Source organism: Streptomyces sp. NPDC049577 (assembly GCF_040675635.1).
Classification (GTDB): Bacteria; Actinomycetota; Actinomycetes; order Streptomycetales; family Streptomycetaceae; genus Streptomyces.
In genome coordinates this window covers 1-16,889 of record NZ_JBFAPH010000036.1, presented here as the reverse complement: position 1 = coordinate 16,889, position 16,889 = coordinate 1, and the positions used below count along the sequence as shown (strand labels likewise).

At 75.3% G+C, this 16,889-nt stretch carries 12 protein-coding genes; 1 reads left to right on the top strand and 11 read right to left on the bottom strand.

The annotated features are described in order from the left end of the window. Window positions 1-32: 32 nt before the first annotated feature. Together AB0K09_RS07295 and asnB are read right to left on the bottom strand one after the other, a co-directional pair. On the bottom strand, window positions 33-413 hold the full coding sequence (locus AB0K09_RS07295; protein ID WP_366064307.1) for a GntR family transcriptional regulator: 381 nt from the start codon (window positions 411-413) through the stop codon (window positions 33-35). A gap of 83 nt (window positions 414-496) precedes the next feature. Beyond that, entirely contained in the window at window positions 497-2,350 is a 1,854-nt protein-coding gene (gene asnB, locus AB0K09_RS07290; protein WP_366064306.1) for an asparagine synthase (glutamine-hydrolyzing), read from the bottom strand. 149 nt (window positions 2,351-2,499) lie between these two features. On the opposite strand from asnB, the gene AB0K09_RS07285 reads away from it, so the two are divergent. Beyond that, window positions 2,500-3,426 carry a GNAT family N-acetyltransferase gene (locus AB0K09_RS07285; RefSeq protein ID WP_366064320.1) on the top strand — a complete coding sequence of 309 codons (927 nt, stop codon included), beginning with the start codon at window positions 2,500-2,502 and terminating at the stop codon, window positions 3,424-3,426. On the opposite strand, the gene AB0K09_RS07280 is transcribed toward AB0K09_RS07285, so the two are convergent. The 9 genes from AB0K09_RS07280 to dnaE all read right to left on the bottom strand — a co-directional run. Further along, a complete protein-coding gene (locus AB0K09_RS07280; protein ID WP_366064305.1) occupies window positions 3,359-4,588 on the bottom strand; it encodes a type III PLP-dependent enzyme in 1,230 nt (409 codons plus the stop codon). The two genes, AB0K09_RS07285 and AB0K09_RS07280, sit on opposite strands and share 68 nt — an antisense overlap. Further along, complete coding sequence (locus AB0K09_RS07275) at window positions 4,585-6,309, bottom strand: IucA/IucC family protein (protein ID WP_366064304.1); 1,725 nt, start codon at window positions 6,307-6,309, stop codon at window positions 4,585-4,587. Before AB0K09_RS07275 ends, AB0K09_RS07280 begins: the two co-directional genes overlap by 4 nt. Before the next feature lie 78 nt (window positions 6,310-6,387). Continuing rightward, the gene (locus AB0K09_RS07270) at window positions 6,388-8,145 is read right to left on the bottom strand and encodes an IucA/IucC family protein (protein WP_366064303.1); all 1,758 of its coding nucleotides are present in this window, start codon (window positions 8,143-8,145) and stop codon (window positions 6,388-6,390) included. After that, window positions 8,145-9,362, bottom strand: coding sequence for an ATP-grasp domain-containing protein (locus tag AB0K09_RS07265; protein ID WP_366064302.1), 1,218 nt, complete (start codon window positions 9,360-9,362; stop codon window positions 8,145-8,147). Before AB0K09_RS07265 ends, AB0K09_RS07270 begins: the two co-directional genes overlap by 1 nt. Window positions 9,363-9,445: 83 nt before the next feature. Then, window positions 9,446-10,918 (bottom strand): carboxyl transferase domain-containing protein, encoded by a 1,473-nt coding sequence (locus AB0K09_RS07260; RefSeq protein WP_366064301.1) that lies wholly within the window; start codon window positions 10,916-10,918, stop codon window positions 9,446-9,448. Window positions 10,919-10,923: 5 nt separating this feature from the next. After that, on the bottom strand, window positions 10,924-11,445 hold the full coding sequence (locus AB0K09_RS07255) for a DUF402 domain-containing protein (protein WP_366064300.1): 522 nt from the start codon (window positions 11,443-11,445) through the stop codon (window positions 10,924-10,926). A 50-nt stretch (window positions 11,446-11,495) separates the two neighbouring features. Continuing rightward, window positions 11,496-12,410, bottom strand: a complete 915-nt coding sequence (locus AB0K09_RS07250; protein ID WP_366064299.1) for an alpha/beta fold hydrolase — start codon at window positions 12,408-12,410, stop codon at window positions 11,496-11,498. 128 nt (window positions 12,411-12,538) lie between these two features. Beyond that, entirely contained in the window at window positions 12,539-13,543 is a 1,005-nt protein-coding gene (locus AB0K09_RS07245; RefSeq protein WP_366064319.1) for a hypothetical protein, read from the bottom strand. Between the two features lie 215 nt (window positions 13,544-13,758). Continuing rightward, a partial coding sequence (gene dnaE, locus AB0K09_RS07240) for a DNA polymerase III subunit alpha (RefSeq protein ID WP_366064298.1) occupies window positions 13,759-16,889 on the bottom strand: 3,131 nt, incomplete at its 5' end.

The window sequence follows — 16,889 nt, the reverse complement described above, 5'->3', positions numbered from 1 at the left end:
TTCGCCGCAGCGGCTCCGTCACGGCCGGTTCGTTACAGGGGGTCTCCGTAGACGGCCCGCAGGGCCTCCTCGGCGGCGGCGAGGGCGGCGGCCCGGTCCAGGCCGAGGCGCTGGGCGCGCTGGGCGTAGGCGCGGGCGGAGGCGGCGGCCTCGCGGGCGGCGGTGTCGCCGGGGGCGGCGATGAAGGTGCCGTTGCGGCCGCGGGTCTCGATCACGCCGTCGGCCTCCAGGGCGCGGTACGCCTTGGCCACGGTGTTGGCGGCGAGCCCGAGTTCCTCGGCGAAGCCGCGGACGGTGGGCAGCTTGTAGCCGGCGGGGAGGGCGCCGGATCGGGCCTGGTCGGCGATGCGGGCGCGGATCTGCTCGTAGGGGGGTTCGGCCGCGTCCGGGTCGACGGTCATCTGCAAGGCCACGGTGGGAACTCCTGGCTGGGGGTGTGGGCCGTGTTGTGCCACCCATTGTGCGCCAGGAGGTCCCCCCGCCCGGGTAGCCGCCCCTAGAGTTCGAGTGTCGTGTTGGAGGTCGCGAGCCAGGTGTTGAGGTTCAGCACCGTCTCGGTGCCGCTGCGGAAGGATTCGCCGGCGTCCTCGGCGAGGGCCCGGGCGACGGCCGTGGTGTCGAGCAGGGGCCGTACGGGCGCGCCGGGGTCGGCGAGCACGCGCCGGAGTCCGGCGCGCAGGGCGTCGGCGTAGCGCGGGTCCTGGGTGCTCGGGTAAGGGCTCTTGACGCGGTCGGCGACGGCGGCGGGCAGCAGGTCGCGGGTGGCGGCCCGCAGCAGGGACTTCTCGCGGCCGTCGAAGGTCTTCATCGCCCAGGGGGTGTTGAAGACGTATTCGACGAGCCGGTGGTCGCAGAACGGCACCCGCACCTCCAGGCCGACGGCCATGCTGACCCGGTCCTTGCGGTCCAGCAGCAGTTGCACGAACCGTGTCAGGTGGAGGAAGCCCACTTCGCGCATGCGCCGCTGGAGGCCCGTCTCACCGGCCAGGCGCGGGACTTCGGCGAGGGCCTCGCGGTAGCGGGCGTCCTGGTATCCGGGGAGGTCGAGCTTGCCGAGAACGCCCTGGTCGAGCAGGGCGACGCTGCTGCCGCCGCGCTCGCCGGCGAAGCGGTCGGCGATGCCGGCCGCGATCCAGGGGAAGGTGTCGGCGTGCACGTGCTCGGGGGTGTGGAACCACTGGTAGCCGCCGAAGACCTCGTCGGCGGACTCCCCGGAGAGGGCGACGGTGGACTGTTCGCGGATGGCCCTGAACAGCAGGTAGAGCGAGACGTCGCCGTCGCCGAAGCCCATGGGCAGATCGCGGGCGGTGAGCACGGCGTCGCGGTGGGCCTGCTCCGTGAGGGCGGCCGTGTCGAGCACGATGTCGGTGTGGTCGGCGCCCACGTGCTCGGCGAGGGCGTGCGCGTAGGGGGAGTCGGGGGTGGGGCGCATGGCCTCGGGCCGGAAGTTCTCGGTGCGTCCGGTGAAGTCCACGGAGAACGAGCGCACGGGGCCGCGGCCCGCGTCGGCCAGCCCCTGGGCGGCGAGGGCGGTGATGGCGGAGGAGTCCAGTCCGCCGGAGAGGAGGGTGCACAGCGACACGTCGGCGACGAGCTGACGGGTGACGGTGTCGTCGAGCAGTTCACGGACGCGCCGCACGGTCGTGGGCAGGTCGTCGGTGTGCTCGCGGGCCTCCAGGCCCCAGTAGCGGCGGACGGTCGTGCCGCGGCGGCCGATCCGGGCGAGGTGTCCGGGCCGCAGTTCGTGCATGCCCCGGTAGACGGCGTGGCCCGGCGTCCTGGTGTACGCGATGAGCTCGGCGAGGCCCTCGGCGTCGACGGCGGGACGCACCGCCGGGTGGGCGAGGATCGCCTTGGGTTCGGAGCCGAAGAGCACGCCGTCGGCGGTGGGGTGGTAGTACAGCGGCTTGATGCCCATGCGGTCGCGGACGAGCAGGAGTTCCTCCTCGCGCGCGTCCCACAGGCCGAAGGCGTACATGCCGTTGAGGCGCTCGGTGAAGGCGTCGCCCCAGGCGAGGTAGGCGTGGAGCACGACCTCGGTGTCGCTGCCGGTGCGGAAGACGTGGCCGCGCGCCTGGAGTTCGGCGCGCAGCTCGCGGTAGTTGTAGACCTCGCCGCTGTAGGTGAGCGCGAGCAGCGTGCGGCCGTCGCGCTCGAGGAGCATGGGCTGCTTCCCGCCCTCGATGTCGATGATGGCCAGCCGGCGGTGGCCGAGTGCCGCGTGGCCGTCCAGCCAGACGCCGGACGCGTCCGGACCCCGGCAGGCCATGGTCCGCGTCATCGCGTCGATCGTGCCCCGCTCGGCGGTCAGATCCCGTTCGTAGCCGATCCATCCGGTGATTCCGCACATGGTTCGCGGTGTCCCCTTTCGGTGGGCCACCCCGGCGACAGGGCCGGGGACCTGCGGCGGCGACGCTACGCCCATGTAGTTGTACACACCACCGACCCCTGCGGAAAACCCGTTGAAACCGGCCAGAGGAGGTCCTTGGCGTGCGCGCCATGACACCGATCGTCCGCGCCTTCCGGCCCTCCGACGCGGAGGCCGCCGCCGAAGTCCGTTCCGCGGCCCTGCCGTTCCTCGTCACCACCCCCGCGATGCCGGCCCGGCGTGCGGAACGGGAGCCCGCCGAGCGCCGCTACCGGGCGCTGGTCGCCGAGCTCGACGGGCAGGTCGTCGGACTGGTGGAGGCCGGGCTGCTCATCGAGACCGCCGAGCCCGACGCGGCCTTCGCCCATCTGTACGTCCACCCGGGCGCCACCGGCCGCGGCGCGGGCTCCGCGCTGGCCACGGCGGCGGAGGGGCATCTGTCCGAGGCCGGGGCCGGCTCGGTCTACACCTGGGTGTACGACGACGGCCGCTCTCCCGCCTGGGCCGAGCGCCGCGGCTACCGGCGACGGCGCATGGCGCGTTTTCTGCGCCTGGACCTCGCCGGCACGCCGCTCCCGGCGGAGACCGCACCGCCCGCCGGCATCACCCTGCGGACCGCCGCCGGCTTCGCGGCGGACCCGCGCCCCCTCTACGAGCTGGACATGGAGACCACCGCCGACGAGCCGGGCGACGTCACGCCCGACGCCATGCCGTACGCGGCGTGGCTCACGGCCAACTGGGAGCGGCCCTCGCTCGACCGCGACCTGTCGGTCGTCGCCGTGGACGCCGCCGGAGTCCCGGTCGCGTTCACCGTCGCCGACACCGACGGGCGCACCCGCTACATGACGACCATGACCGGCACCGCCCGCTCGCACCGGGGGCGCGGCCTGGCCAAGCTGGTCAAGAACCGCTCCCTCCGGCTGGCCCGCGAGGCCGGCTACCGGGAGGCGTTCACGGGCAACGACGCGGAGAACGGGCCGATGCCGGCGGTCAACCGGTGGTTCGGCTACGAACCGGCGGGCGGGGAGTGGCGGTACGTCCGGGAGCTCCGCCTCTGACGCGGTCGAGGAAGTGGAACGCCGGCGGCGGGTGCATCAGGAACGCGTGGTGCGAGATGTTCCACGCGTACGCCCCCGCCATCGCGAACGCCACCCGGTCCCCCACCCGCAGCTCCCCGGCCCGCACCCGCCGGGCGAGGACGTCCTTCGGCGTGCACAGCTGCCCGCACAGGGTGACCGGCTCGTCGCGCACCACCGGGCGTGCCCAGGGGTGCTCCCAGTCGTCCACCGGCAGCACGGCGAACGGCTGGTCGTGTCCTTTCGCGGCCGGCGTGCGCAGATGGTGCGTCCCGCCGCGCAGGACGGCGAACGCCTCGCCGTGGCTGTGCTTGAGGTCCAGGACCTCGGTGACGTACCAGCCGCAGTACGCGGTGAGCGCGCGGCCGGGTTCGACGCGCAGGGTCAGGCCGGGGTGGCGGGCGAGCAGTCCGCCCAGGCCCGTGCCGTACGCCCGCCAGTCGAAGCGGGCGTGCGGCCGGGCGTAGTCGACGGCCATGCCCCCGCCGACGTTCACCTCGGTGAGAGCGGGGTCGAGGCCGCGGGCCCAGTCGGTGACGCGCCCCGCGACGGCCAGCTGTGCCTCGGGGCCGAGGCCGCTGGCGAGGTGGGCGTGGATGCCGCGCAGCCGCAGCCGGCTCGCCCGCAGCAGGGGCAGGCAGTCCCGGACACCGCCCGGGTCGAGCCCGAAGGGGCTGGGCCGCCCGCCCATGGCCAGGGCCGCGCCGCCCAGTTCGCCGGCGGCGACGGGAAGGTTGACGCGCAGCAGCACGTCCACGGGGCGTTCGGCGAGCTCCGCGAGCAGCCGCAGTTCCCGTTCGCTCTCCACGTGGAGGCGCTCGGTGCCGAGCTGGAGGGCGAGCCGCAGCTCCTCGGCCGTCTTGCCCGGGCCGCCGAGGGCGAGGGGGCGGTCGGGCACGGCCGCGCGGACGTGGGCGAGTTCGCCGCCCGAGGAGACCTCGTAGCCGGTGACGTGCGGGGCGAGGGTCCGGAGGATCTCGGGAGCGGGGTTGGCCTTGGCCGCGTAGTACAGCTCGACGCCGTCCGGCAGGGCGGCCCGGACGGCGCGGGCGTGCTCGTCGAGGGCGGCGAGGTCGTAGACGTAGGCGGGCAGGCCGGCGCCGGCGAGCCCGTGGGCGTGGGCGGCGACGCGGGGGGTGATCACCGGGCGGCTCCCGCGGACAGGGCGGACAGCACGTCCGTCGCGAGGGGCGAGCCGATGCGGACGTAGCCGGCGTCGCGGTCGGGCAGCCGTTGCCAGCGGGTGAGGAGGTTGGCCTTGGCGGGCAGCGGCACGCCGGCGACGAGGGCGCGCAGCGGGGGCGGGTCGCCGTGGGCGGCGGCACGGGCGGCGAGCACGTCCCTGACGGCGGACCAGAGCGCGGGTTCCAGGTGGGGGTGGCGGTCGGCGAGGGCGGCGAGCATCTCGGCGAGGTGGTTGACGAGCAGGCAGTAGACGACGCGGTCCCAGCCGCGTTCCCGGTCGTACGTCACGGACCGGGCCACGGCCGGGTCGAGGGCCGCGAGGGCGGCGGCGTGGTGGTCGGGCAGGAGCTTGGCGCCCTCCAGGTCGCGGAGGAGGACCTGGCGGGGGAAGCCCTCGTCGTCGACGCCGACGACGACGTTCTGGAGGTGGGGTTCGAGGACGACGCCGTGGTCGAAGTAGGCGGCGAGCACGGGCGGTACGAGCAGGGCGAGGTAGGTGTGCCACCAGGCGAGCGCCTCGCTCTCGCCGCGCCCGCCGAGCAGCCGGGCGAGCTGGGCGTCGCCGGTGGGGTACTCGTCGGCGACGGCGGCGGCGAGCAGGCCGGTCAGTCCGCGGCCGAGCCGGGCGCCGAGGCCCTCGCGGACGATGACGCCGAAACCCTCGGCCAGGTCGCGGCCGCCGAGGCCGAGGGTGCGGTAGCCGGGTTCGCGCAGCAGTTCCACGCCGGGGAACCGGGCGGCGAGGCCGGCGGCGACGGGCTCCAGCAGCCGGGTCAGGGCGACCGCGCCGGTCAGCTCGTACTCGGCGTTCTTGCGCAGGCAGTTGGTGATCCGCACGTTGAGGCTGAACTTCAGGAAGTCCCGGCCGTCGTAGAGGGTGCGCACGGAGGCGGTGGGCGCGAAGGCGGTGCCGCGCGGGCCCAGGTCGATGACGTCGCGGCGGGCGAGGGCCGCGCGCAGGGCGGGGTGGTCGCGCAGCATGGCGTACTGCCAGGGGTGGGCGGGCAGCAGCACGTATCCCTCGGGCACCTCCCCCTGCCGGTCGAGGGCGGCGAGGGCGCCGGGGGCCGTGCTCTCCTGCCGTATGTGCTCGCGCCGGACGGCCAGGTGGCGCAGGGGGAAGCGGGTGCGGGCCTCGGGGGCGTAGCGGCGCCAGTCCGCGGGGGTGCCGGTGCGCGCCTTGGGGGTGGGGTGGAAGCGGTGGCCGAGGAGCAGCGACTGTTCGGAGGCCACGTAGGGGTCGGCCGCCGGGCCGGGGCCGGCGGTGGCGGCGAGGGCGGCGGTCACGCCGGCGTGGCTGGCGGCCACCTGGGCGAGGAACTCGTCGTTGCGGACGCCGGTGCGCAGTTCCAGCTCACGGTGGATGTGTTCGGCGAGGTCGCGCCAGGGCAGTTCGCGCCAGGCCCCGTCGTGCTCGGCGGTGACGGGCCCGGTGAAGCGGTGGGCGCCGATGAGGGAAGTACGGCGCAACCGGACGCGCAGCAGCGCGCCGCAGCGGGGCAGGCGCAGCAGCAGGTGGCCATGGCTGACGGCGGTCCGGTGCTCGGGGCCGGAGATCTCGCGGAGCAGGCAGTTGAGGAGCGTGTGGGCGACGGCGTGGTCGGCGGTGACGGTGCCGGCGACGGCGGAGTGGGCGGTGGAGTGGGCGGTGGTGGGGGCGGTCGGTGGGCCGGAGGACATGTCGGCGGCTCCTGGCGAGGAGGGTGGGCATGCGGGGACCCGCAGGCGCGGTGCGTGTCCGCGCGTCGGGCGGAGCGGTCATCGCGGGGCGGCGCGGAGGTAGTTGGGCCCGTCCACGTAGTGCTTGTTGATGTCGGTGGCTCCCGAGCGCTGCTTGGTGAGGAGGGTGCCGGCGGTGACCATCGCCTTGACGGGCAGCCGTCCCGCGTCGAGGACGCGGGTGCGCAGGGCGGCGGCGGGGCCCGGGGGGAGGCGGTCGATCGCCTCGGCGAGGTGGCCGCGCAGCCGGGTCAGGTGGGCGTCCGGGCTGCCGTGGCCGAGGCGGGCCAGTTCGAAGGCGAGGGCGCCGGCGCAGAGGTGGAGGGTGATGGTCGCGAAGACGTCCGCGACCGGGCCGTCACCGGCGACGAGTATGCGGCGGTCGGTGAAGCCGAGCAGGCCGGCGGCCTCGCCGCCGAGCCGGGAGGTGAGGCGGGCGGAGTGGACGCGGGGGCCGTCGTTGTCCTTCAGCAGCAGCCGCAGCCGGGTGCGGCCGCCGGGGGCGGTGTCGAGGACGACGGCGGTGTTCTGCTGGTGGGCCTCCAGGGCGATGCCGTAGCCGAAGAGGGTGGTGTGCCAGTCGAGCAGCAGCCGCAGGTAGGCGTCGAGGAAGGCGGTCAGCGAGCCGCCGTAGTAGTGCTCGGCGAGCGCCTGGGCGACGAGGCGGCCGTCGGGGGCGGGGGCGAGCAGGGCGGCGACGGGCACGACGTGGGCGTCGTGGAGGCCGCCGGGGTGGCGGCGCACGAGGGCGGCGAGGAGTTCGTGGCCGGTGCTCAGGTGGGTGCGCTCGTCGGCGAGCAGGACGCGGCCGGCGAAGCGCGGCTCGCGGGCGATGATCTCCTCGAGGAGGCGCTGCCCGGTCTCGCCGTCGTGGAACGTGCCGGGTTTGATGGTGCGCCGGTTGAGGCGGCCCAGGGTGGCGGTGGGAAGCGGGAGTTTGAGGTGGGTGCCGGGCTCGTCGGCGACGGCGACGGTCCGGGTGGACAGGGTGGGGATCACCTCCAGCCACGGCTTCTCGGCCGGGTGGGCGTCACCGTGCGGGGCGGTGGCGCGCAGGGCCTCGGCGAGGGGGCCGGCGGCGGTGAGGGGGTGAACGGGCAGGGCGAGGTGGGTGGTGTCGAGGCCGGCCAGGCCGAGGGCGGCGGGCGTGGGCCACCAGTGCGGCAGTGCGGCCGGGTCGCCCTGCACCCTCTCGCGTGGCAGTGCGATCCAGCGCAGCGGGAAGGAGGGGTGGAATTCGGGTGCGTGGGCGAGGAGTTCACGTGGGCCGAGGCCGGCTCTGGCGTGTCCGGTGGGGTGGACGGGGTGGTCCCGGAAGGCGGCGAGGGTGTCGAGGGCGAGGGCGCCGCGCGGCCCCCTCCAGCCGGTGACGGCGGGCCCGTAGGCGGCGGTCAGGCGCCGGAGGACCTCGGGGGCCGCCCGGTGGTGGAGCCGGGCGGCGGTCAGGGCCTCGCGGCACTCGGCGGTGAAGGCGTCGAAGCCGGGCCGGTCCTCGGCGGGCACGGCGCCGCGCAGCCGGTCGAGGACCGGGCCGAGGCCGGTGACGAGGGTGCCGTCGGCGGTCTCCAGCAGGGGTTCGCGGGCCTGGATCTCGCACAGGAAGCCGTCGGGGCCGACGGGCAGCAGGAGCGTCTCCCCCGTGGCCCGGAGCCGGAGCCAGTCGCCGTCGGGCCGGTGCTCGGTACGGGCGGTGCCGCGCAGCCCGTAGGCGTCCTCGCGCAGGAGGGCGGACAGGACGCGCCGCAGGAGTCCGTTCTCCGCCGGGTCGGTGACGGTCCTGCTCGTGGCCCTGGTCATCAGACGATCTCCCATCTCCGGGAAGCCAGGAACTCGGCGACGGCGCGGTCGATCCGGTCCTCGTCGGTACCGGTCGCCCGCAGGACGCCCAGGTAGTCGCGGTTCGTGCGGTGAAGCGGGTGTTCCTCGCCGAGCGCGCGCAGCGGCCGGTAGACCAGCCGTACGCCGTCGTGCTCGGTGTCGCTCGCGCCGGGCGCGGCCGTGAGGGTGCCCCCGCGCCCGGCGCACACGTACTCGATACGTACCCGTCCGTCGGCGCGCGCACCGAGGTCGGCGGGCAGTGGCTCGCCGAGGTGGACGCGGAGGATGTGTTCGAAGAGCGGGATGTTCAGGGTTTCGGCCAGCGCGATGTCGCAACGGTCGCCGATGGACCGGTAGTTGACCTCGACGAGGCGGGCGCGGTCGCCCTGGGCGATGTACTCGGTGTGGCAGGCGCCGAAGCCGACGCCGAGGGCGCCCAGCAGGGCGGTGATCTGCTCGGCGTGCGGCTGCGGCGGGGCGGGCAGCAGGCGCATCCGTTCCTCGACGAAGTGGGGCGGCGGGGAGAGTTCGGTGCGGAAGGCGGCCAGGGCGTGCAGGGTGGTGCCGTCACCGAGGGTCTCCAGGGTGTGCAGCTCTCCTTCGAGGTACTCCTCGACGACGAGCGCGGCGCCCGGGCGCCGGGCCCGGATCTCGCGGCAGCGCTCGGCGAGTTCGGCGGCGTCGCGGACCAGGACGACGTCCTCGCTGGCCACGCCCTCGCGCGGTTTGACGACGCACGGGAAGGGCGGGCCCTCCTCCAGGAGGGCGGCCGGGTCGTCGTCCGGGCCGAGCTCGGCGGACCGGACGTCGTCCAGTCCCCGTTCGGCGAGGACGCGGCGCAGCTGGGCCTTGTTCTTGGTGTGCAGGGCGGCGCGCCAGTCCTTGCCGGGCAGGCCGAAGTAGCCGGCGGCCAGGGCGGCCTGAATCTGGAGGTGGTCACTGTTGGTGAAGACGGCGCCGGGCCGGCCCAGGGCGGACATCCGGCCTATCACCTCGCGGACGTCGCGGACGTCGCAGGGGACGACGGCGAGTTCGGGCAGGGTGCCGCCGTCGGCGACGGAGCGTTCGTACGCGCGGCGGTGCCGCTCCGGCCGGTCGGTCAGCAGGGTGACCGCAAGACCGAGCCGGGCGGCGGCGGGCAGGAAGCCCTCGGTGACGGAGTCGGTGGGGTTGAGCGCGAGAAGATGCAGCCGCACGGGTGCCCCTTTCATGGGGATGCGTGGGGTGCAGACAGCAGGTCAGGCAACCCTGACTTTGCCAGTTTCGCCGCGCGGGGCGGTCACCGCGCAAGCCCCGTGCGCCGGTAGCGCGCGCGTCGCGCCGCGAGCCGTTCCGCCTGCTCACGCCCCCTCAGGGCGCCGAGCTCGGCCCCGAGCACGGGCCCGAGGTCCGGCAGCGGGTCCTCCTCCACGACGCGGTCCACGATGCCGTTCGCCAGCAGGTCGGCGGAGCGTACGCCCTGGCGTTCGGCCACCTCGTACGCCCGCTCCGTCGTGCGGTGGAGGATCGCGGACGCGCCCTCCGGGGGCAGCGGGGACAGCCAGGCGTGCCGGGCCGCGATCACGCGGTCGGCGGGGAGCAGCGCGAGCGCGGCTCCGCCGGCGCCCTGGCCGAGCAGCAGGCACAGGGTCGGCGCGGGCAGCGTCACCAGGTCCGCGAGACAGCGCGCGATCTCCCCGGCCAGTCCGCCTTCCTCGGCCTCCCGCGAGAGCGCGGCCCCGGCCGTGTCGACCACGGTGAGCAGCGGCAGGTCCAGCTCGGCGGCGATCCGCATCCCGCGCCGGGCGACCCGCAGCCCGGCGGGCCCGAGCGACCGGCCGCGCCGGTCGTGCCCCAGCACGACACAGGGCTCGCCGCCGACGCGCGCGAGCGCGAGCAGCAGCGCGGGGTCGCGCTCACCGGCACCGGTGCCGCTGAGGGGGGTGACGTCGATGGCGACGGCGTCCAGCAGTTCGCGGACTCCGGGGCGCGCGGGGGCGCGCGACAGCCGGATCGATTCGGCAGCGGAGGGCGGGGGCCGATGCGCTGGGGTGCGGGCCGGTGGGGACGACTGCCCACCACCGGCGGAGTCCGCGCACAGCACCGACAGCGCGCGCCCCGCGACATCCGCCAGGCCCGCCGCCGGCAGCACCGCGTCGACCAGGCCGTTCGCCAGCAGGTTCTCCGCCACCTGGACGCCCGGCGGGAACTCCTCGCCGTAGAGGGCCTCGTGGACGCGCGGGCCCAGGAAGCCGATGAGCGCGCCCGGTTCGGCGGCGGTGAGGTGCCCGAGGGAACCCCAGGACGCGAGGACGCCGCCCGTCGTGGGGTGCCGCAGATACACGAGGTAGGGCAGGCCGGCCGCCTTGTGGTCGGCGATCGCCGCGGTGACCTTGACCATCTGCAGGAAGGCGACCGTGCCCTCCTGCATCCGGGTCCCGCCCGAGGCCGGGGCGGCGAGCAGCGGCAGCCGCTCGGCCGTCGCCCGCTCCACGGCCCGTACCAGCCGCTCCCCCGCCGCGACCCCGATCGAGCCGGCCAGGAAGCGGAACTCGCAGGCGACGACGGCGACCCTGCGCCCGTGCAGCCGGCCCTCGCCCGTGACGACGGACTCGTCCAGCCCGGTGCGCTCGCGCGCGGCCAGCAGATCCGCGCGGTAGTCGGCGTCGTCCGTGGTGATCTCCACCGGCTCGTCCCAGCCCTGCCAGCTGCCGGGGTCGACGACGGTGGCGATGAGGTCGCGGGCGGGCGCCCGGGGGCCGCTGTCGGTCATGAGTTCTACCCTGCCACGGCGGTGCCCCGGTCGTCGTGACCCCGGCCGAGCAGTTCGGCCAGGCCGCCCGCGCGGGCGAGCTCCTCCAGCTCGTCCAGCGCCCGGACCGCCCGGCCTGCCGCGTCCGGGTCGCGCTCGGCGAGGCCGCTCTCGGCGAACTCGTCCTCGTCCAGGCGGAGTACGGTGGCCCGGTCGGCCGAGACCCACAGGTCCAGGTCGAGGTCCTCGACGAGGAGCGTGCCGTCCTCGTCGACGCGGGCGGGCCGGGTGACGTCGCAGTACCAGCCCTTGAGCGCGCCGGCCGGGCCCCGCACCTCCTTGACGGCGTACCAGCGGTCGCGCCAGTAGTGCTCGGTGAACACGTCGCCCGGCTCGAACCGCACGAACCCGAAGTCCCGGGCCCCCTCCCCCGCCCAGGGGGCCCGCACCACGACCCGTGTGCCGTCGTCGGACAGGACGCGGGCCGGGTACGACACCTTGGTGCGGCCCCTCTTGGTGAGCCGCACCGTCATCTCGTTGATCGTCATGGGTGCAGGCTCCCCGAGAGCCCGGGGGCATGGCCAGCGGTTTTCGTGCGTCAGCCGAGCACCGCCGTCGCGCACGTGGTGGGTGTCGCGTGCGCCGGGTCGAGCACATTGGCCGTCTCGTGGAAGACCAGCCGGTCGAGCGTGGCGATCGCGACGTGCTCGGAGAGGTCGAGCGGGCAGAGGTCCTGGAGCAGGACGTTGCGTACGTTGGGGCCGCTCAGGAAGCCGGTGGTGTACGGGGTGGCGACCTCGTCGTACTTGGTGGCGATCACCGTGTAACGGACGCCGGGCACGGTGTCGCCGCCCGCGTTGAGCCGTCGGAGGAAGTCGGAGCCGGCGGCCTGGTCGGTCAGACCGGGCGCGGTGCCCTGGATCGCGTCGCGCGCGCCGGGCACGACGTCCAGGAGCTTGGTCAGACCCGACAGGGTCGTGCCGTGGTTGGTGGGGGCGAAGGCGGTGAGGGAGTTCACCTTGGCGGCTCCGCCGAGGAACTTCAGGTACTGACGGGGCATCAGGCCGCCCTGGGAGTGGCCGACCAGGTCGACCTTGGCGGCGCCGGTGGTGCCGAGCACCTTGTCGACGAAGGCGGAGAGCTGTTCGGCCGACTTCGCGACGGGTCCGAGGCCGTGGAAGAGTGGCACGCCGGGCAGTTGCCCGTAGTCGAGGGAGAAGACGCAGTAGCCGCGCGCGACCAGGTAGGGCGCCAGGCCCAGCCAGTTGTCGACGGAGTTGCCGAGCGTGCCGTGCACGAGGACGACGGGGCGGGGGTGGGCGGCGGACGGCTTGCAGGAGTAGTTGTTCCAGCCGCTGGAGACGGCCGAGGAGGCGACGGCGGAGGCGGGGGCCGAGGAGGCGGAGGCCGTGGTGGTGGCAGCGGCGGCCGCCGGGGCCGCGGCGATCGCGGTGGCCAGCGCTAAGGCGGGCAGCAGCGCGCGGAGGGAGCGGCGTCTCCAGGGCAGCTTCATGCTGGACTCCTTGCAAATGGGGGGCTTTTGTTACGCGCAGATTGCGCCGAGGTTGCGTAACTTACGTGCGAGTAGGTTGAGGCTGCGCGTTGACGCTCGTCAAGGAGTCCAGCGAATATTCGTTCAGGTCAGGCTGCGTTCGGACCGGTCCGCGGGTCCGTCCGGGGGTCCGAGCGGAGCGTGGAGGCGGGGCCGACGGCCGCCATGCCGAAGCGGGCGCGGGCCCGGTCGACGGCCTCCTCCACCCGGCGCGCCTTGTCGTCCTCGGGGTCGAACGTCAGCTGGTGGGCGGCGTTCCGCGCGTCCCCGAGCCCCTCCGCGCGCAGCGCCAGGGCCCGTACGCGGGCCCGTTGCAGGGCGAGCGCACCGTGCAGCGCGTAGGCGGCGGCGACCAGGTCCGGGGTGTGCGCGGTCGGCTCCGGGAAGGCGCGGGAGCGCGTGGTCGAGGACCCGTCGGCGTACCGGACGGTGAGCTTCAGCCCGCGCGCGACCTGGCCGCCTTCCCGCATCCGGGCCCCCAGTTCGTCCGCGAGCGTGACCAGCGCGCGGCGCCGGTAGTCGGGGTCCAGCTCGTCGTACGGGAAGCGGTGTTCGGCCGCGATCGAGCGGGCGCGCTCGTCCGGGGCGACGGGCGTCGGGTCGATACCCCGCGCCCGCTCGTGGATCCGCCGCCCGGCGGCGGCCCCGAGGATGCGCTGCAGCGCGGACAGCGGCGCGTCGGCGACCCGGCCGACGCTGTCCAGCCCGTACGAGCACAGCGTACGGGCGGTCGCGGGCCCCACCCCGTCGAGCGCGGCGACGGGCTTGCGCGCGAGGAACGCGGCCACGTGCTCCGGCGACCCGGTGAGCGTGCGCACGGCGCCGGGCGCGCCGTCCCGCGCGACCATCCGCGCGAGCATCGGGTTCGCCGCGACGCCGACCGTGCAGTCGACGCCGTACCGGGCCAGCGCCCGTACCCGCACGAGCGCCCCGAGCTCCTCGGGCCCGTGCCCGAAGTACCGCACGGCACCGCGCACGTCCATGAGCGCGGCGTCGGGCGGCAGCGCCTGCACGGCGGGCGTGATCTCGGCGAGCAGGGCCAGCAGGCCGTCGTAGGTGTCCTCGGCGGTGGAGTGGAAGTGCACGTAGAGCACGTGCGGGGTGCCCGGCGGCGGCACGAGGGCAAGCACGGGGCGCCGCACGCCTCCGGCGGCGGCGCGTGCGGCTTGCCGGACGGTTCCGGCCGCCAGGCCGGAGGACGGTACCGCCACAAGCCGTCGGACGCCCCTGACCTTTCCGGGGGCTCCGCCCCCGAACCCCCGGTCCGCAAACGCCGGACGGGCCGAGTTCGCGGCCCGCACCACCGCGCTCACCCCGCGCTCCCCGGACTCGCGTGCCACAGCTTCCGCCCCGTGGCCGCCCCCTCGCCCGCCGGCTGGAGGTCGGCCCACGGGTGCATCTCGTAGCCGGTCGGGTGCTGGATCCGACGGTCCGTATCCCCGGAGGGGCCCGCCGGGGCCGGCGAGGCCAGGAGTTCGGCGACGGCCCCCAGCCCCCGCTCCACCCGCACCCGCTGCAACGCCGCGAGATCCCATGCCGCGGCCCCCACCACGCTGACGCTCCGCGGCCCCCGCCGCTGCACGACGCCGCGCACCAGCAGCAGCCACGAGTGGAAGACCGTGTGCGCGCACGCCGCGTGGGAGTCGTCGAAGAAGGCGCAGTCGACCAGGCCCGTGCCGTCGTCGAGGGTGGTGAAGATGACGCGGCGGCCCGAGCGGACCGGCGGGGTCTGGGTGGCGGCCTTGGCGCCGGCGACCAGGACGGTCTCGCCGTGCCGGGCGTCGGCCAGCCGGCGGGCGGGGAGGGCGCCGAGTTCCTCCAGGAAGGCCCGGTGGCCGGCCATGAGATGGCGGGAGGTGTCCATGCCGAGGACGTTCAGCTCCGCGCCGAGGCGCTCCTCCGCGTCCAGGTCGGGCAGCCCGACCGGCTCGGCACGGGCGCTGTCGATCAGCGTGGGCTGGGCGGCGAGCCCCTCGCGCGGCTGCCGGTGCAGTTCGGCGATGTGCAGCAGCAGGTCGCGGCGGTTGGTGCCGAACGCGTCCAGCGCGCCGACCCGGGCGAGCCGTTCGGCGACGGGGCGGCCGGGGCGGGCGCGCCGCCACAGGTCCTGGAGCGAGGTGTAGGGGCGGCCGGCCACGATCCGCCGGGTCTCGGCCTCGCTGATGCCGTGCACCTCGGAAAGAGCCAGTCTGATACCGAATTCACCAGACACCAGTTCGATCTGATAGGCCGCTTCGGAGCGGTTCACGTCGAGCGGCAGGATCGGCACCCCGCGCCGCCGCGCGTCGGCGAGCAGCAGCCGCTTGGGGTACATGCCCGGGTCGTGGGTGAGCAGCCCGGCGTAGAAGGCGGCCGGGTGGTGGGCCTTGAGCCAGGCCGACTGGTAGGTCGGCACGGCGAACGCGACGGCGTGCGCCTTGCAGAAGCCGTACGAGCCGAACGCCTCGACGATCTCCCAGGTGCGGCGGACGACGTCCGGGGCGTAGCCGCGCTCGCGCGCCCGGTCGGCGAACCAGGTGCGGACGCGGCCGAGGAGATCGGGGTTGGACAGGGCGCGCCGGGTCTCGTCGGCGAAGCCCCGGTCGCAGCCGGTCATGATGCGCAGGATCTCGATGATCTGCTCGTGGAAGACGACCACGCCGTACGTCTCGCGCAGCGTCTCGGCCAGGTCGGGGTGCGGGAGGCGGACCGGGGCGCGGCCGTGCCGGGCCTCGATGAAGGGGCGGACCATGTCGGCGGCGACCGGGCCCGGCCGGAAGAGGGAGATGTCGACCACGAGGTCGTGGAAGTCGGCGGGCTGGAGCCGTCCGACGAGGTCGCGCTGGCCGGGGGACTCGATCTGGAAGCAGCCGAGCGTCTCGGTGGAGCGGATCAGCTCGTACGTGCGCCGGTCGCCCGGCGGAACGTGCGCGGGGTCGTCGAGGTCGAGGTGGCGCCCGGTGGCCCGTTCGATCTCGGCCACGGCGTGCGCCATGGCGGACTGCATGCGTACGCCGAGCACGTCGAGCTTGAGCAGGCCGAGCTCCTCGACGTCGTCCTTGTCGAACTGCGACATCGCGAAGCCCTCGCCGCTGGTCGGCACGACGGGCGTGCGGGCGCGCAGGGAGGCGTCCGAGAGCAGCACCCCGCAGGGGTGCATGGCGATGCCGCGCGGCAGTCCGTCGAGCGCCTCGACGAGCTCCCACAGCCGGCCGTGCTCCTCGGCCGCCACGCCGCGCAGTTCGGGCAGTTCAGCGAGGGCCGCGCGGGCGTCGCGGGCCCGGATGTGCGGGAAGGCCTTGGCGAGCCGGTCCACCTCGGCCGGTTCCATGCCGAGGGCGGCGCCCACGTCGCGCACGGCGTGCCGGACCCGGTAGGTCTCGGGCATGGAGACGGTGGCGACGCGCTCCTCACCGAAGCGGTCGAAGATCGCGCGGTAGACCTCCAGGCGGCGGGCGGACTCGACGTCGATGTCGATGTCGGGCAGTGCGGCCCGCTGCCGGGACAGGAAGCGTTCCATCAGCAGGCCGTGCGCGACGGGGTCGGCGTGGGCGATGCCGAGGAGGTGGTTGACGAGCGAGCCCGCGCCGGAGCCGCGGGCGGTGACGCGGATGCCGAGGGCGCGGGTGTCGTCGACGACCCGGGCGACGGTGAGGAAGTACGAGGGGAAGCCGCGCGCCTCGATGATGCGCAGTTCCTCCTCCAGCCGGTCCCAGTAGCGGCGGTCGCGGTCGTAGCCGCGCAGCACCATGGCGGCTGCGCAGCGGGAGCGCAGCACGCGGGCGGCGGTGCGGTGCCCGGCGCCGACCAGACGGGGCTCGGGGAAGTGGACGGAGCCCAGGCCCAGGTCGTCCTCGGGGTCGACGAGGCACTCGGCGGCGGTCTCCTCGGTCGAGGCGAGCAGCCGGTGCGCGTCGGAGCGGCGGAATCCGGCGGCCTCGGCGACGCGTTCGGCGACGGCGGCCATGGCGGCCGGGTCCTTGAGCCAGCGCTCGCCGCCGTCGCGCCGCTCGGGGTTGCGGGGGTCGATGGGGACGAGGCGGCGGGCCGCGTCCAGCACGTCGGCGACGATCCCCTGGCCGGGGTCGGCGTAGCGCGCGGCGTTGGTCAGGACGGGGCGTACGCCCTGTTCGACGGCGAAGCCGAGGGTGCGGGCGGCGAGCCGCAGGGAGCCGGGGCCGGTGCCCTCGCGCCCGTACCAGGCGGCCTCCAGCCGCAGGGTGTCACCGAACAGTTCGCGCCAGGGCGCGAGGAGCCTGGCGGCCCGGTCGGGGCGGCCGGCGGTGAGTGCGCGGCCGGGTTCGGAGTCGGGGCCGAGCAGGACGGTCAGGGGCGCGCGGAGGCCGGCGGCGGCGTCGGCCAGGTCCTGCCTGCTCAGCTCGGGGCGCTCGGCGCCTCCGGCGTGGGCGGCGGAGACCAGTCCGCACAGCGCGGCCCAGCCGGGGGCGCCGTCGCGGGCGA